Raw genomic sequence first — 22,819 nt, 5'->3', positions numbered from 1 at the left:
AAGAGGCCTGCACATGACTGCACAAACCTTGCCCGCCTCCGCCGCACAGGCCGCCGAGCCGGTGCCACAGGCGCGCTTCGACAAGTTGCCCCTGCTGCTGCTGGCCGGACTGATGCTGGCCGCCCTGCCGCTGATCGGCAGCGCCAGCAGCTGGAGCACACTGACCGTGGCCGGCCTCGCCATGGGCCTGATCATCTTCATCATCGCCTCGGGCCTGACCCTGGTGTTCGGCCTGATGGATGTGCTGAACTTCGGCCATGGCGTCTTCATCGCCCTGGGCGCCTTTGTCGCCACCACGGTGATGGGGGCGATGGGGGCCTGGACCGAAAACCCCTCACTGCTGGCCAACCTGGTGGCGGTGGGAACGGCCTGCCTGGCCGGCATGGGGGCCGCCGCGGCCCTGGGGCTGGTGTTCGAGCGTGTGATGGTGCGGCCGGTGTATGGCCAGCATCTCAAGCAGATCCTCATCACCATGGGCGGCATGATCATCGGCGAGGAGTTGATCAAGGCCTGGTGGGGGCCGCAGCTGATTGCCATGCCGCTGCCCGAAGGCCTGCGCGGCGCGCTGCTGTTCGGCGATGTCGCGATCGAAAAATTCCGCATCCTCGCGGTGGTGCTGGGCCTGCTGGTGTTCGCATCCCTGCTGCTGGTGCTCAACCGCACCAAGCTGGGCCTCTTGATACGCGCCGGCGTGCAGGACCGCGAGATGGTGGAGAGCCTGGGCTACCGCATCAAGCGCCTGTTCGTGGGCGTGTTCGTGGGCGGCTCGGCGCTGGCGGGGCTGGGCGGGGTGATGTGGGGCCTCTACCAGCAGGGCGTAACGCCGCAGATCGGCGGCCAGGTCAACACCCTGATCTTCATCGTCATCATCATCGGCGGCCTGGGCTCCACCCTGGGTTGCTTCGTCGGCGCGCTGGCGGTGGGCCTGATGGCCAACTACTGCGGCTTCCTGGCGCCCAAGGTGGCGCTGTTCTCCAATATTGCGCTGATGGTGGCGGTGCTGCTGTGGCGGCCGCAGGGTCTCTACCCCGTCAAACAAGGCTGATTCACCATGCTCAAGGCAATGCTTTCCCACGATTTGCCGCGCAGCAAGCTGCTGGCCCTGCTGCTGCTGCTGGCGGTGCTGGGCCTGGCGCTCACGCCCTTCATCTTTCCCGGCACCAAGGCGCTCAATGTGGCGGCCAAGATCATGGTCTTCATCGTGCTGGTGGCCAGCTACGACCTGCTGCTGGGCTATACCGGCATCGTCAGCTTTGCCCACACCATGTTCTTCGGCATCGGCGCTTATGGGGTGGCGATCGCCAGCACCCGCATGGGGCCGGGCTGGGCCGCGGTGGCCCTGGGCCTGGGTGGCGCGCTGCTCGCCTCGCTGCTGCTCTCGCTGCTGATCGGCCTGTTCTCGCTGCGCGTGAAGGCGATCTTCTTTGCCATGATCACGCTGGCGGTGGCCTCGGCCTTCATGACCCTGGCCTCGCAGCTGTCCGACTTCACCGGCGGCGAGGACGGCCTGAGTTTCAAGGTCCCCGAGGCCCTGCAGCCCGGCACCGAGTACCTGGAGGAGCCCTTGCTGGGCGCCAGCATCGACGGCCGCTTCCTCAGCTACTACCTGCTCTTCGTCGCCACCCTGGCGCTGGTGCTCCTGATGCTGCGCATCGTCAATTCGCCCTTCGGCCGCGTGCTGCAGGCGATACGTGAGAACGATTTCCGCGCCGAGGCGATCGGTTACCGCAGCGTGGTCTACCGCACGCTCTCGAACATGCTGGCGGCCCTGTTCGCCACCCTGGCCGGTGCCTTGCTGGCGCTCTGGTTGCGCTACAACGGGCCCGACACCTCGCTGGCCTTCGAGCTGATGCTGGACATCCTCTTGATCGTGGTGATAGGCGGCATGGGCACGATCTACGGCGCGGTGATAGGCAGCGTGCTGTTCGTGCTGGCGCAGAGCTATCTGCAGGACTTGATGAAGCTGGGCGCCGACCGGCTCACCGACCTGCCGCTGCTCGCCCAGCTGATCTCGCCGGACCGCTGGCTGCTCTGGCTGGGGCTCTTGTTCGTGCTCTCGGTCTACCACTTCCCCAGCGGCATCGTCGGGCGGCTGCGGCTGCGCGCGATGTTGCAGAACAAGGAGTCCCCATGAGCGGCTTCACATCCAATTACCTGCGCTGCGCCGGCCGTGAGATCCACTACACCGAATGGGGCAGCGAGCATCAGGAAGCGGTGATCGCCTGGCATGGCCTGGCGCGCACCTGCCGTGACATGGACGAGCTGGCCGCGCAGCTGAGCCGCCGCTACCGCGTGATCTGCCCCGACACCATTGGCCGCGGCCTCTCGGAGTGGAGCCCGGAGCCGGGGCGCGAATACTGCCTGGCGTTTTATGTGCGCGTCGCGCAGGAGCTGGTCGACCAGCTGGGGCTGGGCCAGTTCCACTGGGTCGGCACCTCGATGGGTGGCGCCATCGGCACGCTGGCCGCGGCGGGGGCGCTGCGTGGCCGCATCCGCCGCCTGGTGCTGAACGACAACGGCCCCGCGCTGGCCGCGGCCGCGCTGGAGCGCATCAAGTCCTATGCGGGCAATCCGGCGGCCTTTGCGACCGTCACCGAGCTGGAGCAGTATTTCCGCTCGGTCTACAAACCCTATGGCTGGCTCAGCGATGCGCAATGGCGCCGCCTCACCGAGACCTCGACGCGGCGCCTGCCCGACGGCCGCGTGACGCCGCATTACGACCCGGCGATGGTGCGCCAGTTCATCGACCATCCCGACGACTACGAACTCTGGGAGGCCTGGGACAGCCTGGACCTGCCGGTGCTGTGCTTGCGCGGCGCGGATTCCGATCTGCTGCTGGCCGAGACCGCCGAGGCCATGCGCAGCCGCGGCCCGCGCGCGGTGGTGGCCACCATCGCGGCTTGCGGCCATGCGCCGGCGCTGAACGTGCCGGCCCAGCTCGACCTGGTGGAGCGCTTTCTGGACGCGGCCTAAGAGCGCTGCGGCAGCGCGACCCAGCGCCCCAGGCGCAGGCGCAGCGAGACGAAGTCCAGCGGCTTGGTGAGGTGCTCGTCCATGCCGGCGGCCAAGCTGGCCTGCACATCGCTGTCCAGCGCATGGGCGGTGAGCGCCAGGATGGGGAAGCGCGCCAGCTCGCCGGCACCCTGCAGGGCACGCAGGCGGCGTGCGCATTCCAGGCCGTCCATGCCGGGCATCTGGATGTCCATCAGCACCAGATCGGGCGCGGTCTCGGCGCACAGCTGCAGCGCCTCGAGGCCGTTGTTGGCGAGCCGGGTCTGCAAGCCCATCAGGGCCAGGAACTCCAGCGCCACCACCTGGTTGATTGGGTTGTCCTCTACCAGCAGGATGGTTGCGGCCTCAGCGGGCAGGGAGGAAATCGCTGATGTCATGACAGATGGATAAATGCCTACTGCATGCCAGCGCATGGGCTGGCCGTTGTTTGTTATTTTTGCTTTGCTTCCCGGATGGCCTGGATGCAGGGTTCCGTGTTTACCCTTGATTGTCCCCCAGAACCGCCGTGGCCATTGTTGCCGCCGACCGGGCCCGCTGGCAATGCGCGCGCATACCTTCAAGATGGGGTCTTGACAGACGGTCTTGCCAGGCCGCCGAGCGGCGCGCCGACAAATCAAGGGCATTCTGGCTGCTGACATTTTCGTGTCGCATGCGTCCATAGAATGTCCGGTCCCCATCCCCAGCAGGCTGCTCCAGCATGTCCGAAGGCACGATACGAATCCGCGGCGCCCGCCAGCACAACCTCAAGAACCTCGACCTGGATCTGCACACCGGCGAGCTGACGGTGGTGACCGGGCCCAGCGGCTCGGGTAAGTCCAGCCTGGTGTTCGACACGCTCTACGCCGAGGGCCAGCGCCGCTATGTGGAGACCTTCTCGGCCTACGCGCGCCAATTCCTCGACCGCATGGACCGGCCGGCGGTGGACAAGGTCGACGGCGTGCCGCCCGCCATCGCGATCGACCAGACCAACCCGGTGCGCACCTCGCGCTCCACGGTGGGCACGATGACCGAGCTGAACGATCACCTCAAGCTCTTGTTCGCGCGCGCCGCCTCGCTGTACGACCGCCAGACCGCGCTGCCGGTGCGGCATGACACGGCGCAGACGATTTACGCCGAGCTGATGGCCCGGACGGCAACGTCTGACCCCCGCCTGGTGCTGAGCTTTCCGGTCGAGCTGCCGGCCAACACCAGCAGCGAGCAGGTGCAGCAATGGCTGGCCGCCAGCGGTTTCACGCGCGTCCAGGCCGAGCGCCAGCTGGGCGATCGCAAGATCCTCGACGTGGTGGCGGATCGCTTTCGCATCCAGGGCGCGGACAAACAGCGCGCGATGGAGGCGATCGAGCTTTCGCTCAAGCGCGGGGGCGCTCGCTTGAACGTCTATGTTCTCCCTCCAGAAGGTGAGGGCGAGCCCGAGCTCTGGCGCTACTCCACCGGCCTGCATTGCCCCGACAGCGATCTGCGCTACCAGCAACCGCAGCCGCCGCTGTTCTCCTTCAACTCGGCCATGGGCGCCTGCGAGACCTGCCGCGGCTTTGGCCGCGTGATCGGCGTGGACATGGGGCTGGTGATCCCCGACGAGCGAAAGACGCTGCGCAACGGCGCCATCAAACCGCTGCAGACGCCGGCCTGGAAGGAATGCCAGGACGATTTGATCAAGTACGCCGGCGAGGCCGGCATCCCGCGCGATACCGCCTGGAGCCAGCTCAGCGAGGCGCAGCGCGACTGGGTGGTGAACGGCACGCCCAACTGGAAGGGCAGCTGGAACAAGCAGTGGTACGGCGTCAAGCGCTTCTTCGAATACCTGGAGAGCAAGGCCTACAAGATGCACATCCGCGTGCTCTTGTCCAAGTACCGCAGCTATACCGAATGCCCGGGCTGCCGCGGCGCGCGCCTGAAGACCGAAGCGCTACTCTGGCGCGTGGGCTCGAAGGCGCTGGCCGATGCGGCGCTTGCTCCTGAGCAACGTGTCATGCCCGCGGGCGTGGATTGGGACCGTGCCCAGCTGGAGGCCCTGGAAGGCCTGTGCCTGCACGACCTGATGCAGCTGCCCATTCATCGCCTGCGCCGCTTCATGGACGAGCTGCAGCTGCCCAGCACCATGCTGGACGAGGCCCTGAAGCTCTTGCTGGACGAGATCCGCAACCGCCTCAAATACCTCTGCGATGTGGGCATCGGCTACCTGACGCTGGACCGCCAGAGCCGCACCCTCAGCGGCGGCGAGGTGCAGCGCATCAACCTCACCACCGCGCTGGGCACCTCGCTGGTGAACACCCTGTTCGTGCTGGACGAGCCCAGCATCGGCCTGCATCCGCGCGACATGAACCGCATCGTGCAGGCCATGCAGCGCCTGCGCGATGCCGGCAACACCCTGGTGGTGGTGGAGCATGACCCGGCCGTGATGCTGGCGGCCGACCGCCTGATCGACATGGGCCCGGGCCCGGGCGAGAAGGGCGGCGCCATCGTGTTCGACGGCACGCCCGCGCAGATCCGCGCCGCCGACACCCTCACCGGCGCCTACCTGGGCGCGCGCAAGCAGGTGGGCATGGGGCTCAAGCGCATCGTCGAGGCCAGCACGCCGCGCCTGATCCTGGAGGGCGTGCGCGAGCACAACCTGAAGAACGTCAGCGTCGAGTTCCCGCTGCAGCGCATGGTGGTGGTGACGGGCGTGTCGGGCTCGGGCAAGAGCACGCTGATGCAGGACGTGCTCTACCCAGCGCTGGCGCGCCACTTCGGCCAGGCCACCGAGACGCCCGGCGCGCACGACCGGCTCCTGGGCGCCGACTGGCTGTCGGACGCGGTGTTCGTCGACCAGTCGCCGATCGGCAAGACTGCGCGCTCCAACCCGGCGAGTTATGTGGGTGCCTTCGACGAGATCCGCAAGCTGTTTGCCGACGCGCCGCTGGCGCGCGAGCGCAGCTACAGCGCCGGCATGTTCAGCTTCAATGCCGGCGACGGCCGCTGCGCCACCTGCGGCGGCTCGGGCTTCGAGCATGTGGAGATGCAGTTCCTCTCCGATGTCTACCTGCGCTGCCCCGATTGCGACGGGCGCCGCTACCGCGCCGAGATGCTGGATGTGAAGCTCTCGCTCGGTGAGCGTGAACTGAGCGTGGCCGATGTGCTGGACCTGACCGTCAGCGAGGCCGCACAGCTGTTCAAGGACAGGCGTGAGGTGCTTGTAAAGCTGCAGCCCATCGTCGACGTGGGTCTGGAGTACATCAAGCTGGGCCAGCCCGTGCCCACGCTCTCGGGTGGCGAGGCGCAGCGTTTGAAGCTGGCCGGCTTCCTGGCCGAGGCGGCGAGCAGCAAGCCACGCCAGGCGGTGGCCAAAAAGGGCACGCTCTTCCTCTTCGACGAGCCCACCACCGGCCTGCACTTCGACGACATCGCCAAGCTGATGCGCGCCATGCGCAAGCTGCTCTCGGCCGGGCATTCGCTGATCCTGATCGAGCACAACCTCGACGTGATACGCGCGGCCGACTGGCTGATCGACCTCGGCCCCGAGGGCGGCGAGGAGGGCGGCGAACTGGTCTGCCAGGGCACACCCGAGGAGGTGCGCGAGCACCCGCATTCGCACACCGCGCTGGCCTTGCGCGAATACGCCCTGCACATGGACCGCCCGGCCACCCTGGTGGAGGAGGGTCGGCCGCTGCAGAGCCTGGTGCGCGCCAAGCGCAAGGCCACCGAAGAGGCGATCCGCATCGTCAATGCGCGCGAGCACAACCTCAAGTCCCTGGACGTGTGCATCCCGCGCGGCAAGTTCAACGTCATCACCGGGGTCTCGGGTTCGGGCAAATCGACCCTGGCCTTCGACATCCTCTTCAACGAGGGCCAGCGCCGCTACCTGGAGTCGCTCAACGCCTATGCGCGCTCCATCGTGCAGCCGGCCGGCCGGCCCGAGGTGGATGCGGTGTGGGGCATCCCGCCCACGGTGGCGATCGAACAGCGGCTCTCGCGCGGCGGCCGCAAGAGCACGGTGGCCACCACCACCGAGGTCTGGCACTTTTTGCGCCTGCTCTATGTGAAGCTGGGTGTGCAGCATTGCGTCCACGACGGCATGCCGGTCAAGCCCCAGAGCGTGGAGTCCATCGCCGCCCAGCTGCTGCGCGACTACCGTGGCCAGCACATCGGCCTGCTGGCGCCGCTGGTGGTGAACCGCAAGGGCCTGTACACCGATCTGGCCAAATGGGCCAAGGCGCGCGGCCACAGCCATCTGCGGGTGGACGGCGAGTTCCTGCCCACGGCGCCCTGGCCGCGCCTGGACCGCTTCAAGGAACACACGCTGGAGCTGCCGGTAGGCGATCTGATCGTGAGCGTGGACAAGGAGGCCGAGCTGCGCGAGCTGCTCGCCAAGGCCCTGGACCACGGCAAGGGCGTGCTGCATGTGCTGGCGCCGCTGGACGAGTTGAAGGCGGCGATTGCCGGCGGCCGCTCCACCGCCGCCATCGGCCAGGTGAAGGTGTTCAGCACCAAGCGTGCCTGCCCGGCCTGTGGCACCAGCTATCCCGAGCTGGACCCGCGCCTGTTCTCCTACAACAGCAAGCATGGCTGGTGCGGCAGCTGCGTGGGGACAGGTCTTGCCCTCACGCGCGAACAGCGCAAGGCCTTGGACGAATCGCTGCAGGAGAAAGGCGACCGCCGCGAGCAAAACTTTGCCAGCCAGGAGGCCGAGATCGAGGGCCTGGCCGACCAGCCCTGCCCGGACTGCCAGGGCTCGCGCCTGAACCCCACCGCGCGCTCGGTCACCTTCGAGGAACAGGCCATCTCCACGGTGGCCTCCTGGAGCGTGGGCGAGGCGCGCGCCTGGGTCGAGGGCCTCAGGCTGCATGGCCGTGATGCCGACATCGCCCGCGATGTGGTGAGCGAGATCAAGGGCCGCCTGGAGTTCCTGGAAGAAGTGGGCCTGGGCTATCTGACCCTGGACCGCGCCGCCCCCACGCTTTCGGGCGGCGAGGCGCAGCGCATCCGCCTGGCGGCGCAGCTGGGCTCGAACCTGCAAGGCGTCTGCTATGTGCTGGACGAGCCCACCATAGGCCTGCACCCGCGCGACAACCAGATCCTGCTCAAGGCCCTGGGCACGCTGGGCGACAAGGGCAACACCCTGGTGGTGGTGGAGCACGACGAGGACACCATACGCCGCGCCGACCACATCATCGACATCGGCCCAGGCGCTGGCAAGCGCGGCGGCCATGTGGTGGCGCAGGGCACGGTGGCCCAGCTCTCGGCTGCCGGCGATTCGGTCACCGGCCGCTTCCTGGCGCATCCGCTCATCCACCCGCTGCAGGCGCGCCGCGAGATCGACCCGGCCGCCCCCAAGCTCACCATCCTGAACGCCAGCCTGCACAACCTGCGGCAGGTCACGGTGGACGTGCCGCTGCACCGGCTGGTGGCGGTGACGGGCGTGTCGGGCTCGGGCAAGAGCACGCTGGCGCGCGATGTGCTGCTGGCCAATATGGCGCAGGCCGTGCCGCTGCGGCGCGCGCCCAACAGCTGGATCGGTTGCGAGGGCATCGAGGGCCATGCGCAGGTGGACCGGGTGCTGGAAGTGGACCAGACCCCCATCGGCAAGACGCCGCGCAGCTGCCCGGCCACCTATATCGGCTTCTGGGACGCGATCCGCAAGCTCTTCGCCGAGACCCTGGAGTCCAAGGCACGCGGCTATGCGGCCGGGCGTTTCTCCTTCAACACCGGCGAGGGCCGCTGCCCGGGCTGCGAGGGCCAGGGCATGAAGACCATAGAGATGAGCTTCCTGCCGGATGTGAAGGTGTTGTGCGACCAATGCCATGGCCAGCGCTTCAACCCCGAGACGCTGAACGTCAGCTGGAAGGGCAAGAGCATCGGCGATGTGCTGGCCATGGAGGTGGACGAGGCGGTGGAGTTCTTTGCCGCCATGCCGTCCATCGCCCATCCGCTGCAATTGCTCAAGGACGTGGGCCTGGGCTATCTGACCCTGGGCCAACCCTCGCCCACGCTCTCGGGCGGCGAGGCGCAGCGCATCAAGCTGGTGAGCGAGCTGGTGAAGGTGCGCGACGATGTGGCGCGCCGCGGCCAGAAGGCGCCGCACACCCTGTACGTGCTGGACGAGCCCACCGTGGGCCTGCACATGGCCGATGTGGAGCGCCTCATCCGCGTGCTGCACCGCCTGGTGGCGGGCGGGCATTCGGTGCTGGTGATCGAGCATGACCTGGACGTGATTGCCGAGGCCGACTGGGTCATCGACCTGGGCCCCGAGGGCGGCACGGCCGGGGGGGCGGTGGTGCTGGCCGGCACGCCCGAGGCGCTGGTGAAGAGCGGCAGCCATTCCGGCGTGGCGCTGGCGCCGGTGCTGGCGCGGCAGGTGGCCTGATCGTGGGTCAGTGAGGCTTGCCGGGCGGCTTGCCGTTGAACTCTTTGGGACGATAGACGTTGCCGTCCCAGAGTTCGTCGTCGGTCGTGCGCTTGGCGCGGCTGATCGCGTCCATCGCGGCCTCGTGGGCGGCGCGCCGACGTTCGCGCGAATTGAAACGGCGTGAACCGATCGCGAACAGGCGGTCACGGTAGCCGGCCAGCCAGGCTTCGAGGCGCCGTTGGCGCGCCCGCCCCAGGCACATGTGCAAGGCCAGTGCGAGGCAGATGAGCAGACCGACGCTGGCGACGAGCTTGACGAACATGGAATGGCTGAACGCACGGACCCGAGCCCCGGGGCGGGGCTCGATGGCCGCAGTGTGCCACCGTCGGCTGGCCTTGAGCCAGGATGCTAGGCCCCCAGGACAGGGGGCGCATCGGTATTACTGCGTGGTTTCAGTCCCGGTGCTTGTCATGGCCCTTGCCATGATTCTTGTGCCCATGCTCGGTTTCGTCGCGCCTGTCGTCGCCGTCGCCACGGTATTGGCGCGCATACCAATCTTCCTTCACGAAGTAGACCGGCACGCCACAGGCGTCGTAACGCCCGCAATGCTTGGCCCAGTTCTTCTGGTGGCCCGGCGGCACGCGCAAGTAAATGGGCTGCAGCACGCGCCCGGGCGAACGCTGCACCCAGATCGGCTGCGCCACCACCACCTGCGGTGGCTGCGGCATGTTGCCGATGTCGATGCGGCCATAGAAACCGGGTTGGCCGATGCTGACGGACACACCCACATCGGCAGCCGAGGCCATCCCGTTCAGCAGGGCCAGGCCCAGGGCGCCCAACGTTTTCTTGTTGATGATCATCAAGTTCCTCCGTTTGGATCAGGCCTAGAGCATACGTCCTGGATTGCCAGCCCCTGTCTTTCGTCATGGTGCCGTTTGTGAGCAGCCGCCTAGAATCCCGCGCCCGGCGTGCTCGCCGATGGAGGCGACAAGCGTGCAAGCAAAGCGAAGCGTGAGCAAAGGAAAAACAGCGGCGATGCTGGCCGGATCGAGCTGGCTCATCCTGATGGCCGCGGTGTCACCCTGGGCCTGGGCGCAGCCCAGGCCGGCGCCCAGCCTGGAGCAGCTGTTCCGCGAGCAGCCCTACCGCGGCGAGCCCGCCAAGCAGACCGAGTTCAGCCACAGCGGCCGCTACCTGGCCTATTTGTGGAGCCCCTATGGCGAGGCGGGCAGCGATCTGCATGTGGTCGATACGCGCAGCGGCAAGACCCTGCGCCTGACATCGCCGGCCCTGATGCAGGCCTTTGACGCGCCCGAGGACCTGACGCGCTTCGACCGGAAGCTGCAGCAAAAGCGCAGCGAAATGGCCGAGCGCCAGGCGCGCGAGGAGGCGCAGGCCGCCTATCTGCGCGGCGCTGCGGTGGACCTGAACCAGTGGGAAGACGCCGCGCTGGCTAGGCTCAAGATCGAGCTGGCCGACAAGAAGACGCGCGACGAGGCCCAGAAAGCCGCCGACAAGGCCGAGGCCGAGGCAGAGAAACGCGCCGCCGAGGCCCTGGCCGCCAAACGTGCCGGCAAGCCGCCCGAGGCCGCTGCCTCGGCTGCCTCCGCGCCGACCCAGCCGGCCAAGCCGGCCGAGCTGGAACTCTGGGAGCTGCGCGACGAACTCAAGAAGAAGCAGGCCAAAGACAAGCTCAAGCCCGAGGACCTCTACCCCGGTGTCGCGCAAGTCGTGTGGGCGAACCAGCGCGATGAGCTGATCCTGCAATACCGCGGCAGCCTGCTGCGCTGGCAGGCCGGGCAGGAGAAGCTGCAGCCCCTGCTGAGCACGCAGCGCCAGCTGCGCGTGGTGGCTTACACGCCCGACGATCAGGGCTTTGTCTTCATGGACGAGAAGCGCCTGCTGCGCGCGCGCTTCGCCAGCGCCGCCGTGCAGGTGCTCAACCGCGAGCTGATCCACCCCGACGACGAGGACAGCGGCAAGAAGTACCGCATCGACGAGACCGTGATCAGCGAGGACGGGCGCTGGATGAGCCTGCTGGCGCGCGCGCCGCTGGCCGCGCCCGATGGCAAGGGCAGCGCGCCCAAGCCCGGCCGCCAGGTGGAGATCATGAACTACGGCGAGCGCTTCGCCAGCGCCAAAAAGGTGGACCGCGAGGTCTCCGACGACAAGCGCATGGAGCGCCCGCTGGCGCTCTACATCCGCAAGGTGCCAGGTCTTGACACGGCGCCTGGCAAACAGCCGCAACCCGTGTTCACGCACAAGGGCGGCGACGGCTGGTTCGAGATCAGCCCGGTGGGCTGGGCGCGGGACGGCAGCCACTACGCCTTCGCCACCTGGGAGCGCGAGAAGGAGCTCTTGCGCGTCTATCTGGGTGGGGCCGACGAGAACGCCAGGCCCGAACTGGTGCTGGAGCGCCGCGGCGACGTGCACCATGAGCTGGTGAATATGCTCAGGCCCCGGTTCACGCCCGACGGCAAGCGTCTGGTGCTGGTGTTGGCCGAGAACGGCTGGCGCCAGCCCCATGCCTACGAGCTGGCCACACGGCAATGGCAGCCGCTGCTGAAGGGCGAGTTCGAGGCCCACCAGGTGCTGGGCTTCACGCCCGACAGCCGGCAGATGTTCGTGCAGTCCAACAAGGACGACCTGGCGGCCATGAATCTGTATCGGGTCAGCCTCAGGGACGGCAGCATGCAGGCGCTGGGCCAGGCGCCGGATTACCACCGCGGCGCGGTGGTTTCGCACGACGGCCAATGGCTGGCCGCGAATGCCGGCCACTGGGCACAGCGCCCCGAACTCAAGCTGCTGCGCGGCCTGGGCCAGCCGGCCGAGCCCAGGGTGCTGACGCAAAGCCATGACCCCGCCTGGGCCGAGGTGGATGTGCTGCGGCCCGAGCGCTTCAGCTACCAGAACCGCCATGGCGACAGCATCCCGGCCTATGTGTTCAAGCCGGCGGGCTGGCAGGCCAGCGACCGCCGGCCGGCGGTGGTCTATACCTATGGCGGCCCGCTGAACGACCGCCATCCGGTCGAGACCGACAGCTTCCAGTCCACTGGCTATCTGTTCGCCATGTATATGGCGGCCAGGCATGGCTATGTGATGGTGACGGTGGACCCGCGCGGCCATTCCAACTATGGCAAGCGCTTTGCCGACGCCAATTTCGAGCAGCCCGGCGTGGCCCAGAGCGAGGATCTGGAAGATCTGGTGGCGTATATGAAAACGAACCTGGGCGTGGACGCAGCGCGCCTGGGTCTGAACGGCTGGAGCTTCGGCGGCTTCCAGACCCAGCACACCCTGTACACCAAGCCCGATCTGTTCGCCGCCGGCATCGCCGGTGCCGGACCGACCGAATGGGAGAACTACAACAGCTGGTACAGCGGACGCACCATCGGCAAGGTAGACCGCACGAAGCCGGTGCTGCGCAAGTACTCGCTGCTGCCGCTGGCCAGGAACCTGAAGAAGCCGCTGCTGCTGGTGCATGGCATGCAGGACGCCAATGTGCTCTACCAGGACACGGTGAACGTCTATCGTGCCCTGCTGGAGTCGGGCAAGGAGGCGCTGGTGGACCTGTTCCTGGACCCGGACGGCGAGCATGGCATGGGCGGCGCGGTCAAGGCCGTGGGCTGGCACCGCAAGTACGAGGCCTTCTGGCTTCAGCATCTGGGCAGGGTGCAGTAAGCTGGGCGCATGCCCAGTTCCACAGACTTCGCCGCCGTCCCCCGCTCGGCCCTTCCCGCGCTTTTGCGCGCGGCGCCCAAGGCCGAGCTGCACATCCATATCGAGGGCTCGCTGGAGCCCGAGCTGATCTTCGCGCTGGCACGCCGCAACGGCGTCAATCTGCCCTATGCCAGCGTGGATGCGCTGCGCGCCGCCTACGCCTTCAGCGACCTGCAGTCCTTTCTGGACATCTACTACGCCGGTGCCAGCGTGCTGCTGCAGGAGCAGGATTTCTTCGACATGGCCTGGGCCTATCTGCAGCGTGCCGCCGCCGACGGCGTGGTGCGCACCGAGATCTTCTTCGACCCCCAGACCCATACCGCGCGCGGCGTACCCATGGCCACGGTGATCCAGGGCCTGCGCCGTGCCTGCCGCCAGGCCGAGGCGCAGCTGGGCCTGAGTGCCGCGCTGATCCTGTGCTTTTTGCGCCATCTCAGCGAGGACGAGGCTCTGGCTACGCTGGAGGCGGCCTTGCCCTGGCGCGAGGACTTCATCGGCGTGGGCCTGGACAGCAGCGAGCGCGGCCACCCGCCCGAGAAGTTCGCGCGCGTGTTCGCACGTGCCCGCGAGCTCGGCCTGTACCTCGTCGCGCATGCCGGCGAGGAGGGGCCGCCGGCTTATGTGTGGAGCGCGCTCGATGTGCTGAAGGTGCAGCGCATCGACCATGGCGTGCGCAGCCTCGAAGACCCGGGCTTGGTGGCGCGGCTGGCCGCCGAGCGCATGCCGCTTACCGTCTGCCCGCTTTCCAACATCAAGCTCTGCGTGTTCAAGACCCTGGCGGAGCACAATCTGCCGGCCCTGCTCGACGCTGGCCTGTGCGCGATGGTGAACTCAGACGACCCGGCCTACTTCGGCGGTTATCTGAACGACAACCTCTTGCAATGCTTCGAGGCCCTGCCGGCCTTGCACGGTGGCCATGCCTGGCAGCTCCTGAGCAACAGCCTGCAGGCCAGCTTTGCCGCGCCCGAGCAGAAGCGCCGCTGGCAGGCGGCGCTGGATACCGCTTTTCAGTCGGCCTTGAGCGCAGCGGCGAGCTGAAGCACCGCTTCCGGCACCTCGCGGCTGAGCGCGTCGTGCAGGGCCTCGTCGTTCAGGCGCGCCTGGTCTTCGGGCGTGAGCTGCGATTCATCGCCGCCGAGCAGGGCGATCGGTGCCAGCGCGGCGGCCAGTTCGGCGTCGGCAAAGCGCGGCGCCCAGGCGTCGGCGGCCTGGTCCACGCCCAGCATGAAGCCTATGCACCAGTCCTCGGCGTCGGTGAGTTCCTGCTCGTCCTCGGTGACGGCGATGCTGAAGATGGGCTCCCAGGCATCCGGGCGCTCGCCGAGCTGGACGGCGATGCTGCGCAGATGGCGCAGCACCAGCATCATCACGCGCTTCTTCTGCTTGCCGCTCACAAAAGGGGCCAGGCCATCGGCACCGTCGCCACCCCAGACCAGGGGCAGCCAGGCGGCGCCGGGCAGCTCGGACAGGGCCTTGGGGCTGAGCAGCAGGGCGGTGAGGTAGCCGTCCATGGCCTCGATATTCATCGCCGCCTCGCTGGGCAGCTTGGTCAGCATGTCGTCCAGCGTCGAGAGTTCCTCGTCGTTGAGCGGCAGATAGTCGGAGGCGGGGTTGTAGCTGGGGTATTCCATGGGGTGCTCGATGGCTGGGGCTCAGCCGTGTCGGCCGTGACGGCTCTTGGGTTTCTTGGCGTCGAATTCGGCGATCTGTGCCTTCAGCAGCAGCATCAGCACGCGGGCGTTGGCTTCGGTCATGGTGATCACGCTGCTGGGCTCGATGCCATCGACCGGCTGGCGCGGATTGATGATGGCGTCGATCTTGAAGATGACTTCGCCATGGCCGGTGGTGGTCGCGGCCTTGAATTTCTGGATTTCGACGGTGTGTGTTTTCATCATGGCCGAGGGCGGTGCAAAGGCGAGAGCGTAGCGTATCGGGCGCTCAGAGGCTTTGCTGGCGCAGCAGATACTGCTGCAAATCCTGCAGGCTCAGCTCGCCGCGGCCGCCGCTGTCTATGCGTTCGAAATGCTGTACCAGCCAGCCAAAGCCGGCCGCGCGTGCCTCGGCCAGGGTAAGGGCACCGCGGCCCCGCAGGTCGGCCTGGCGGAACTGCGCGGCCAGCTTGGCCTGCACCTGAGCGCGCAAGGCATGGCCACTGGTGGCCGGCGCCAACGCCGCCTGGCGTGCGGCCGGCGGCAGCCAGGGATCTTGCATGGGCTGGGCCTGGGCCAGCCCGCACGGCAGCGCCAGCAGCAGCAACAACAGGCATCTCATGGGGCACCCCCGAGGCTGGTGAGGAAACCGGCCAGATCGGCGCGCATGGCGGGCCGCACCTGGTCGTCCAGATAGGTCATGTGGCCGCCCACATAGCGCCTGAGCTGTAGGCCGGCGGGCTGGGGCGCCAGCCGTGCCAGGTCTTGCTCGGTGAGCCGGAAGGGGGTGGCGAGGTCGTGGTAGCCGCCCATCACCAGCAGCTTGAGCGTGGGCCTGAGGCCGAAGGCCAGCGCCAGGTCGGGGATGGCGTCGGGCAGCTCATGGTCATCGTGGCGCCATTGCCATTGATCGATCACCTCGCTGTTGACGAGGCGGTAGTTCACGCTCGCCTGGTACCTGAGGTTGGCGCGCAGATGCTCGGCGATGCTGCTGACGAAGGCGACCGTGAGCACCGTGCTGGACGGGTCGCCCTCGGCGGCGAGCGCGTCGTTGACGCCGGCGGCCACGCGGGCGTCGTAGCGGCCGATCAGCTGGCTGGGCATCAGCAGGCGCCGGAAGCGCTCGGGATGGAGCAGGGGCTCGGCCTGCCAGTTGCTGGCGGCCAGGCCGCTGTAGTCGCCCAGCTGCTGCGCGATCGGTGCTGCCAGCGGCTGGCGCCGCGTCAGCCAGGCCTGCGCGGCGGGCTCGTACTGCGCCTCGGCATAGGCGATCACCTGCTGCTCGAAGCTGGGCAGCTCGGTGGGCACCGGCCGGGCACGCTGGAACCAGGCCGCCGCGGCCGCGTAACTGGGCACGAAGGCGCTGCAGCTGAGCCGGCCGGGGGCGAGCACGGCGCAGTTGCTGTTGTAGTTGAGGATGGCAGACTGCAGCACCACGCCCTGCAGCGGCGCACCCGCGGCGAGCAGGGCCGCGGCCAGGATGGGCGAACGCAGGCCGCCATAGGACTCGCCGAACAGCACGATGGGCGAGGCCTGGCGCTGGAACTTGGCGGTGTAGCGCAGCACGAAGTCGCGGAACAGCAGCGCGTCGGCATCCACGCCCCAGAACGTGCGGTTGCTGTTGGGCGCGATGGCCTGCGAATAGCCGGTGCCCACCGCATCGACGAACACCAGATCGGCCTCGCGCAGTAGAGTCTGCGGGTTGTCCACCATGCGATAGGGCTGGGGCACCGTGCTGGCGGGCATGGGGGCGGCCAGGCGCTTGGGCGCGTAGGAGCCCAGATGCAGCCATACCGAGGCCGAGCCCGGCCCGCCGTTGTAGAAGAACACCAGCGGCCTGTTTGCGCTGGCCACGCCCTTGCGGGTGTAGGCCACGTAGAACATGCTGGCCTTGGCGGCGCCGCTCACCGGGTCGCTGGCGGTGAGGTGGCCGGTGTCGGTCTGGTAGTCGATCGGTGCGCCATCCAGGCTTAGCTGCTGGCTGGTTTGCACCGAGCTTTCGGTGGCGCTGGGCAGCGCTGCGTCGGCGTCCAGTGCATAGCGCACCGGGTCGTTCAGCAGGCCGGACTCGGCGCTGGGGGGCGCATCCGGCGCCGCCGGGCTGCTGCTGCCGCCGCCACCGCAGGCGGCCAGCAGCAGGGACAGCAAGCCGACCCAAAGGGTAGTTCGCCTGGCATGCAGCATCCGGAATCCTCCCGAGTGGCTGCACTATGCCATCCGACCCTCAGCGCCTCAAGTGGCGCCAGACACCCTGGCCCAGGCTCAGGCCGCCCAGCACCAGCGCGCCCGCAAGCACGCCCAAGAGGCCGTTCAGCAGCATGCCGCCCAGACTCTGGGTGAGGGCGGCAAAACCTGACCCCGAAGCCTCGGCCAGGCGCGCCAGCAGGGCCTCGGCGGGTTGGCTCAGCACCGGCAGGCCATGGGCGAGGATGCCGCCGCCCACCAGGAACATCGCCGCGGTGCCGGCGACCGACAGCGCGCGCATCAGCCAGGGGGCTGCCGCCAGGATGGCGCGGCCAAGCTGCTGCGCCAGCGCGGCGGGGCGGCGCTGCAGGTGCAGGCCCAGATCGTCGAGCTTGACGATGCCTGCCACGAAGCCATAGACGCCTACCGTCATCAGCGCCGCCACGCCGGTCAGCACCAGCAGCTGCGTGCCCAGGCCGGCCGCGGCCACGGTGCCCAGGGTGATGGCGATGATCTCGGCCGAAAGAATGAAGTCGGTGCGGATCGCGCCCTGGATGCGTTCGCGCTCCAGCGCCACCAGGTCCACGGTCGGATCCATCAGGGCCGCTGCGAGTTCGCGCTCATGTGCCACGTCCTCTTCGCCATGCAGAAACTGGTGGGCGATCTTCTCGAAGCCCTCGAAGCACAGGTAGGCGCCGCCCACCATCAGCAGCGGCGTCACCGCCCAGGGCGCAGTGGCGCTGATCGCCAGCGCCGCCGGCACCAGGATGGCCTTGTTCCTGAGCGAGCCCTTGGCCACCGCCCAGACCACCGGCAGCTCGCGTTCGGCCGCCACGCCGCTGACCTGCTGGGCGTTCAGCGCCAGATCGTCGCCCAGCACGCCGGCGGTCTTCTGCGCCGCCATCTTGGAAAGGAAGGCGACATCGTCGAGCAGGGTGGCGATGTCGTCGATCAGGGTCAGCAGGCTGGATCCGGCCATGGCGTGAGGGCTTTCGGGAGTATTCTGGCAAGGCCGCTGTTGTACCTCAGGGCGATGGCACACTGTCGCCATGAAGCTTCGCAAACTGCTGATTTCCTGCGGCCTGGCGTTCGCAGCCTGCCTGAATCCCGCGGCCGCCCAGGGCAGCGCCAAACCGGTCTACAACGAGCAGGCCGATGCGCGCGCCGAGCTGAACCTGGCGCTCGGCCAGGCCAACGCCCAGCGCAAGAACGTGCTGGTGGTGTTCGGCGCCAACTGGTGCAAGGACTGCCTGGCGCTGGACGCCAAGCTGGCCGAGGGCCGGCTGCAGGCCGAAACCAACCGGCGCTTCGTGACGCTGAAGGTCAATGTCGGGCGCTTCGACCGCAACACCGAGCTGGCCGCGCAGATGGGCGTGCCGCTGAAGAAGGGCATCCCGGCGGTCGCGGTGCTCGGGCCCGAGGGCCAGGTCTTGAGTGCAACGGGAGCGGGCGAGCTTGCCGATGCGCGCAGCATGGGTGAAGAGGCCGTGCTCAAGGTGCTGGACGGCCTGAAACTGCGCTGAGTCCTTTGGGGTCAGGCCTTGCCTTTTGGGCATGGGTGGCCTAAGTTGCCAGCATGGCCAGACCTCTACGCATTGAAATCCCCGGCGCTGTCTACCATGTCGCCTCCAAGGGCGATGCTGGCGCAGCGGTGTTCCACGACGATGCGGATCGCCGCGCCCTGCTGGCGGTGATCGCCCAGGCGATGGAGCGCTTCGACGCCCAGGTGCTGGCCTATCACCTCGGGCATGACGGTTACGAGCTCTTGCTGTTCACGCGCCAGGCCAATCTCTCGCGCCTGATGCGCCATCTGAACGGCGTCTACACCCAGGGTTACAACCGCCGCCATGGCGGCGCCGGCAATCTGTTCCAGGGCCGCTTCAAGGCGGTGCTGGTGGACCGCGAGGCCATGCTGCTGGAGGTCTGCCGCCATGTGGATCAGTCCGCCGTGCGCACCGGCCTGGCCAAGACGCCGCAGGGCTGGCCCTGGTCCAGCTATGCCGCCCATGCCGGCGCCGTCGCGGCGCCCGAGTGGCTGGAGGTGCAGGGGCTGTGGTCCTACCTGATCGGCAAGCCGGCCCAGGCCGTGGCCGACCGCAAGCGCGCCGCCCAGCGCTACGAGCGCCTGCTGGCCGAGGGCGCCGGCCCCGACATCTGGCAGCGGCTGCGGCACCAGATCTTTCTGGGCGACGAGGCCTTTGCGGCGCGCATGCAGCAGCTCGCGCCGGCGCCCGCCAGGCGCGCATCGGCGGGCAGTGGCCGCGCCGCGGGCCTGCGCTCGCGCCCCTGGCGCCCATGGCGGGATTGGCTGCGCGAATCCAGCAGCCGCGAGGAGGCGCTGTACCGCGCCCACACCGAGGGCGGGCTGTCGATGACCGGGCTGGCGCATGAGCTGGGCCTCTCGGTCTCGCGCGTCAGCCGCCTGATCGCCGGGCACGAGCGCAGCCTGCATGCGCATTGAGCTGCCGCTGCTGCTGCTGGCACTGTGCGGTGGCCTGCATGCCCAGGCTTACGAGGGGCCACTGTTCGACGCCCATCTGCACTACAACGTCGAGGCTCAGCAGCCCCATCCGCTGGCCGATGTGCTGGGCCGCATGCAGCGCAGCGGCGTGCGCGCGGTGCTGGCCAACAGCCGGCCGAATGCCGGCACCCTGAGCCTGGCGACGGCGCTGGACGCGACGCGTGCGGCCGGCGTGCGCGTCGTGCCCTTTGTGCGCCTGTACCGCGACCGTGCCGACTACGGCGGCTGGTTCGCCGATGAAAGCATCTACCAGATGGTGCTGGACGAACTGGCGCGCGGCACACCGGCCGGGCCCTATCGCGGCCTGGGCGAATTCCATCTCTACGATAGCGCCCATGCCGATGGGCCGGTGGCCATCAAGCTGATGCGCCTGGCCGAGCAGCGCGGCCTGCTGGTGCTGGCCCATGTGGATGACGTGGCGATCGACAAGCTGATGGCCCACGCGCCCAAGGCGCGGCTGATCTGGGCCCATGCCGGCATAGGCGGCGCGCCGATCGAGCGCGTGCGCGAACTGCTGCAGCGCTACCCGGGCCTGCTGGCCGAGCTGTCCTACCGGCCCGGCCTGACCGATGCGAGCGGCCATCTGAGTCCGGCGTGGCAGGCGCTGCTAAGCCAGCAGCCCGAGCGTTTCCTGATCGGCTCGGACACCTGGATCAACCAGCGTTGGCAGTACTACGAGGGCCTGATGAGCGAGGCCCGGCTCTGGCTGGGCGATCTGCCCGCGCCGGCGGCGCGCCTGATTGCCTGGGGCAATGGCGCGCGCCTGTTCGGTTTGGATTAGGGTTTTTCGGCCACCGTCTTGAGCTTGGACAGGCCGGCCTCGAAGTCCTTGCCCACCATGCCATCGGCGAACAGCGCCATCCAGTGGAACAAGGGGTTCTTGCCCATGTCGCCATTCATCACCCAGCTGACCTGGGTGCCACCGTTCACGGCCTGGAAGCGCAGCTCGCCACCCGAGGTGGTGCCGAAGTCGGGGAAGTAGAGGTCATAGGCCACGCGCAAGCCGGGCTCGGCGGCCGTGAAGCTCATGCGGCCGTCACCCTCGGTCTTGCTTTTCCAGGCCCATACCGCGCCAGCGCCCGACTCGGGGCCGCTGTAGTCGATCTGCATCTGCGGGTCACGTGCGTGCCACACCGACCATTGCGCCCAATGCCTGGGGTTGACCACCAGGGCATAGACCTTGTCGGGCGGGGCCTGGATCTGCAGGCTGCGCGAGACAGTGAATTTGGACGATAGCGCCAGCCCGCCGGCGTAGAGCAGGGCGATCAGGCCCACCAGCAGGATCACGAGCCATTTGAGGATCTTCATGCCGGCGCCTCACGAAGTGATTGGTGGGCGCAGCATGCGATGCTTGCGCCGGGCGGCGCAAGGGGGCAAAACCTTAATGCAGCGCGTGCGCCGGCGCGCTAGGGCAGGGGGCGTCGGTGAGTTCGCTTTGCTCGGCCTGATCCCAGGCGGCCTGCGTGAGTTCGCGCGCGGCGGCGAGCTGGTGGCAGAGTTCGAACACGCCCAGCCCGTCGGCCTCACCCACCGGCTCGGCCTGGGCGCTGGCGCCCAGATCGGCGGGCAGATCGGCCAGCGCGCCCAGCAGCTCGAACAGCAGCTCCAGCGTCGGCTCACCGGGCTCCTGCTGGCGTGCCAGGCCAAGGCTGCGGCAAAGGTAGTAGCAGGCCTTGGCGGCGTCATCGCACTGGGCGTGATAGAGGGCCAGCTGCTCCAGGGTCTCGCTGCGCGCGGCCTGGTCCTGCTGGTCGGTGGCCTGTTCCAGGTCCTTTCGCAAGCTGTCTATGACGAACCCTTCGAGCGCCTCGCTGCACTCATCCGTCAGCCGCGTGAGCTGGTGTTTGGTCGAGTTGCCTTGCTGCGCCATGCTGTACTTCCTGTCCGACTGCCTGAGCCTGAATACTAGGCCAAGCCACCCGAATTGCTGCCCCGCAATCCGGTGGCAAGCGGGCCCATGCTAGAGGTGGCGCGTGAATTTGTCACGCTGGCAAACCAGCATCAGCGCTTCTTGGCCGGGCGCTGCCAGCCGCTGATGGCTACCTGTTTGCCGCGCGCCACACTCAGCTCACCTTCGCCCACGTCCTTGGTGATGGTGGACCCGCCGCCAATGGTGGCGCCGGCGCCGATGCTGACCGGGGCCACCAGCACGCAGTTGGAACCCACATGCACGTCGGCACCGATGACGGTGCGGTGTTTGTTGGCGCCGTCGTAGTTGGCCGTGATGGAGCCAGCGCCGTAGTTGACGCGCTCGCCCACCGTGGCATCGCCCAGATAGGCCAGGTGGTTGGCCTTGGCGCCCTTGGCCAGAGTGGAGTTCTTGACCTCGACGAAGTTGCCGATGTGCACCTCGTCACCCAGCTCCGCACCCGGGCGCAGGCGCGCGAAGGGGCCGATCAGCGCGCCCGCGCCGATCTTCACGCCGACGCTCTCGCCGTCGATATGGGTGAATTCATGGATGCGTGCGCCGGCCGCAATGCTGGCATTGCGGATCACGCAGTTGGCGCCGATGCGCACGCCGTCGCCCAGCGCGACCCGGCCCTCGAACACGCAGTTGACGTCGATCTCCACATCCTGGCCGCAGCTCAGCGAACCGCGCAGGTCGAAGCGTGCCGGGTCAGCCAGGCGCACGCCGGCTTGTTCCATCAGCGCCTCGGCCTGCTCGCGCTGGTGGCGGCGCTCCAGGTCGGCCAGTTGCAGGGGGCTGTTGACGCCCAGCACCTCGGTCTCGTTGGGGGCGGCAATGCCCACCACGGGCACGCCCTCGGCCACGGCCATCGCCACGATGTCGGTCAGGTAGTACTCGCCCTGGGCGTTGTTGTTGTTGAGCTGCGCGACCCAGCGCTTGAGCGCGCCGGTGGGCGCGGCCATCATGCCGGTATAGCCTTCGCGGATCTGGCGCTGCGCGGGCGTGGCGTCCTTGTGCTCGACGATGGCCTGCACCTCGCCATCGCAGGCGCCGCCGGCGCGCACGATGCGGCCGTAGCCGCTGGGGTCGGCCAGCATGATGGTGAGCAGCGCCAGGCGTTCGCCACCGCAGGCCTGCACCAGGCGGCTGGCGGTGTCGGCCTTGATGAGGGGCACGTCGCCGTTCAGGATCAGCGTTGTGCCTTCGCCCTGCAGTGCCGGCACGACTTGCTGGATCGCATGGCCGGTGCCCAGCTGCGGCAGCTGGCGCACGAAGCTGATGCCGGGCGCCGCCACGGCGCGCTCGACCTCGTCCGCGCCATGGCCGGTGATGACGATGCGCGCCTGCGCGTCGAGGCCCGCGGTGGTGCCCAGCACATGGGCCAGCAGCGAGCGGCCGGCCACCTTGTGCAGCACCTTGGGCAAGGCGGACTTCATGCGGGTACCCTTGCCCGCGGCCATGATCACCAGATTCAGCGCCATCGCGACTCCATTTTTTGAAGC

At 68.2% G+C, this 22,819-nt stretch carries 20 protein-coding genes; 9 read left to right on the top strand and 11 right to left on the bottom strand.

The genetic code is table 11. The features are described 5' to 3' along the window. The first annotated feature begins 13 nt into the window (after positions 1-13). Genes WG898_RS08675 through WG898_RS08665 form a run of 3 tightly spaced genes read left to right on the top strand, consistent with a single transcriptional unit; the run spans position 14 to position 2,973 of the window. Positions 14-1,045 carry a branched-chain amino acid ABC transporter permease gene (locus tag WG898_RS08675; RefSeq protein WP_339602373.1) on the top strand — a complete coding sequence of 344 codons (1,032 nt, stop codon included), beginning with the start codon at positions 14-16 and terminating at the stop codon, positions 1,043-1,045. A gap of 6 nt (positions 1,046-1,051) precedes the next feature. Further along, a complete protein-coding gene (locus WG898_RS08670) occupies positions 1,052-2,134 on the top strand; it encodes a branched-chain amino acid ABC transporter permease (protein WP_339602372.1) in 1,083 nt (360 codons plus the stop codon). Next, complete coding sequence (locus tag WG898_RS08665; protein WP_339602371.1) at positions 2,131-2,973, top strand: alpha/beta fold hydrolase; 843 nt, start codon at positions 2,131-2,133, stop codon at positions 2,971-2,973. Before WG898_RS08670 ends, WG898_RS08665 begins: the two co-directional genes overlap by 4 nt. Here WG898_RS08665 and WG898_RS08660 read toward each other — a convergent pair. After that, on the bottom strand, positions 2,970-3,389 hold the full coding sequence (locus WG898_RS08660) for a response regulator (RefSeq protein ID WP_339602370.1): 420 nt from the start codon (positions 3,387-3,389) through the stop codon (positions 2,970-2,972). The genes WG898_RS08665 and WG898_RS08660 overlap by 4 nt on opposite strands. A gap of 320 nt (positions 3,390-3,709) precedes the next feature. On the opposite strand from WG898_RS08660, the gene uvrA reads away from it, so the two are divergent. After that, positions 3,710-9,355 carry an excinuclease ABC subunit UvrA gene (gene uvrA / locus WG898_RS08655; protein WP_339602369.1) on the top strand — a complete coding sequence of 1,882 codons (5,646 nt, stop codon included), beginning with the start codon at positions 3,710-3,712 and terminating at the stop codon, positions 9,353-9,355. Positions 9,356-9,362: 7 nt separating this feature from the next. Here uvrA and WG898_RS08650 read toward each other — a convergent pair whose 3' ends face one another. Together WG898_RS08650 and WG898_RS08645 are read right to left on the bottom strand one after the other, a co-directional pair. Continuing rightward, on the bottom strand, positions 9,363-9,659 hold the full coding sequence (locus WG898_RS08650) for a hypothetical protein (RefSeq protein ID WP_339602368.1): 297 nt from the start codon (positions 9,657-9,659) through the stop codon (positions 9,363-9,365). Positions 9,660-9,789: 130 nt separating this feature from the next. After that, positions 9,790-10,197 carry a hypothetical protein gene (locus WG898_RS08645; protein ID WP_339602367.1) on the bottom strand — a complete coding sequence of 136 codons (408 nt, stop codon included), beginning with the start codon at positions 10,195-10,197 and terminating at the stop codon, positions 9,790-9,792. A 151-nt stretch (positions 10,198-10,348) separates the two neighbouring features. Between WG898_RS08645 and WG898_RS08640 the strand changes: the two genes are divergently transcribed. Further along, complete coding sequence (locus tag WG898_RS08640) at positions 10,349-13,015, top strand: S9 family peptidase (protein ID WP_339602366.1); 2,667 nt, start codon at positions 10,349-10,351, stop codon at positions 13,013-13,015. Between the two features lie 9 nt (positions 13,016-13,024). Further along, on the top strand, positions 13,025-14,092 hold the full coding sequence (locus WG898_RS08635) for an adenosine deaminase (protein ID WP_339602365.1): 1,068 nt from the start codon (positions 13,025-13,027) through the stop codon (positions 14,090-14,092). Here WG898_RS08635 and WG898_RS08630 read toward each other — a convergent pair. From WG898_RS08630 to WG898_RS08610, 5 genes are all read right to left on the bottom strand, one after another. After that, entirely contained in the window at positions 14,062-14,685 is a 624-nt protein-coding gene (locus WG898_RS08630; RefSeq protein WP_339602364.1) for a UPF0149 family protein, read from the bottom strand. The genes WG898_RS08635 and WG898_RS08630 overlap by 31 nt on opposite strands. A 21-nt stretch (positions 14,686-14,706) precedes the next feature. After that, positions 14,707-14,949, bottom strand: a complete 243-nt coding sequence (locus WG898_RS08625) for a hypothetical protein (protein WP_339602363.1) — start codon at positions 14,947-14,949, stop codon at positions 14,707-14,709. Positions 14,950-14,992: 43 nt separating this feature from the next. Then, positions 14,993-15,325, bottom strand: coding sequence for an EF-hand domain-containing protein (locus WG898_RS08620; protein WP_339602362.1), 333 nt, complete (start codon positions 15,323-15,325; stop codon positions 14,993-14,995). Further along, positions 15,322-16,851, bottom strand: coding sequence for a S10 family serine carboxypeptidase-like protein (locus WG898_RS08615; RefSeq protein WP_339602361.1), 1,530 nt, complete (start codon positions 16,849-16,851; stop codon positions 15,322-15,324). Before WG898_RS08615 ends, WG898_RS08620 begins: the two co-directional genes overlap by 4 nt. A gap of 76 nt (positions 16,852-16,927) precedes the next feature. Beyond that, positions 16,928-17,866 (bottom strand): DUF808 domain-containing protein, encoded by a 939-nt coding sequence (locus tag WG898_RS08610; protein WP_339602360.1) that lies wholly within the window; start codon positions 17,864-17,866, stop codon positions 16,928-16,930. Positions 17,867-17,936: 70 nt separating this feature from the next. On the opposite strand from WG898_RS08610, the gene WG898_RS08605 reads away from it, so the two are divergent. Genes WG898_RS08605 through WG898_RS08595 form a run of 3 tightly spaced genes read left to right on the top strand, consistent with a single transcriptional unit; the run spans position 17,937 to position 20,189 of the window. Beyond that, positions 17,937-18,410, top strand: a complete 474-nt coding sequence (locus WG898_RS08605) for a thioredoxin family protein (protein WP_339602359.1) — start codon at positions 17,937-17,939, stop codon at positions 18,408-18,410. A 53-nt stretch (positions 18,411-18,463) separates the two neighbouring features. Beyond that, positions 18,464-19,348 (top strand): transposase, encoded by an 885-nt coding sequence (locus WG898_RS08600; RefSeq protein ID WP_339602358.1) that lies wholly within the window; start codon positions 18,464-18,466, stop codon positions 19,346-19,348. Continuing rightward, a complete protein-coding gene (locus WG898_RS08595; RefSeq protein WP_339602357.1) occupies positions 19,338-20,189 on the top strand; it encodes an amidohydrolase family protein in 852 nt (283 codons plus the stop codon). Before WG898_RS08600 ends, WG898_RS08595 begins: the two co-directional genes overlap by 11 nt. Here the strand turns inward: WG898_RS08595 and WG898_RS08590 are convergent. The 3 genes from WG898_RS08590 to glmU all read right to left on the bottom strand — a co-directional run bounded on the left by WG898_RS08590 (position 20,186) and on the right by glmU (position 22,798). Continuing rightward, positions 20,186-20,716: an SRPBCC family protein gene (locus WG898_RS08590; RefSeq protein WP_339602356.1), complete on the bottom strand. Its 531-nt coding sequence runs from the start codon at positions 20,714-20,716 to the stop codon at positions 20,186-20,188. The two genes, WG898_RS08595 and WG898_RS08590, sit on opposite strands and share 4 nt — an antisense overlap. 73 nt (positions 20,717-20,789) lie before the next feature. Further along, positions 20,790-21,278: a hypothetical protein gene (locus tag WG898_RS08585; protein ID WP_339602355.1), complete on the bottom strand. Its 489-nt coding sequence runs from the start codon at positions 21,276-21,278 to the stop codon at positions 20,790-20,792. A 131-nt stretch (positions 21,279-21,409) separates the two neighbouring features. Beyond that, a complete protein-coding gene (glmU, locus tag WG898_RS08580) occupies positions 21,410-22,798 on the bottom strand; it encodes a bifunctional UDP-N-acetylglucosamine diphosphorylase/glucosamine-1-phosphate N-acetyltransferase GlmU (RefSeq protein WP_339602354.1) in 1,389 nt (462 codons plus the stop codon). Positions 22,799-22,819 lie beyond the last annotated feature (21 nt).

Origin of the sequence: Paucibacter soli (assembly GCF_037482845.1) — a bacterium.
Taxonomy (GTDB): domain Bacteria; phylum Pseudomonadota; class Gammaproteobacteria; order Burkholderiales; family Burkholderiaceae_C; genus Paucibacter_B; species Paucibacter_B soli.
This window is presented reverse-complemented; position numbering and strand designations above follow the sequence as displayed.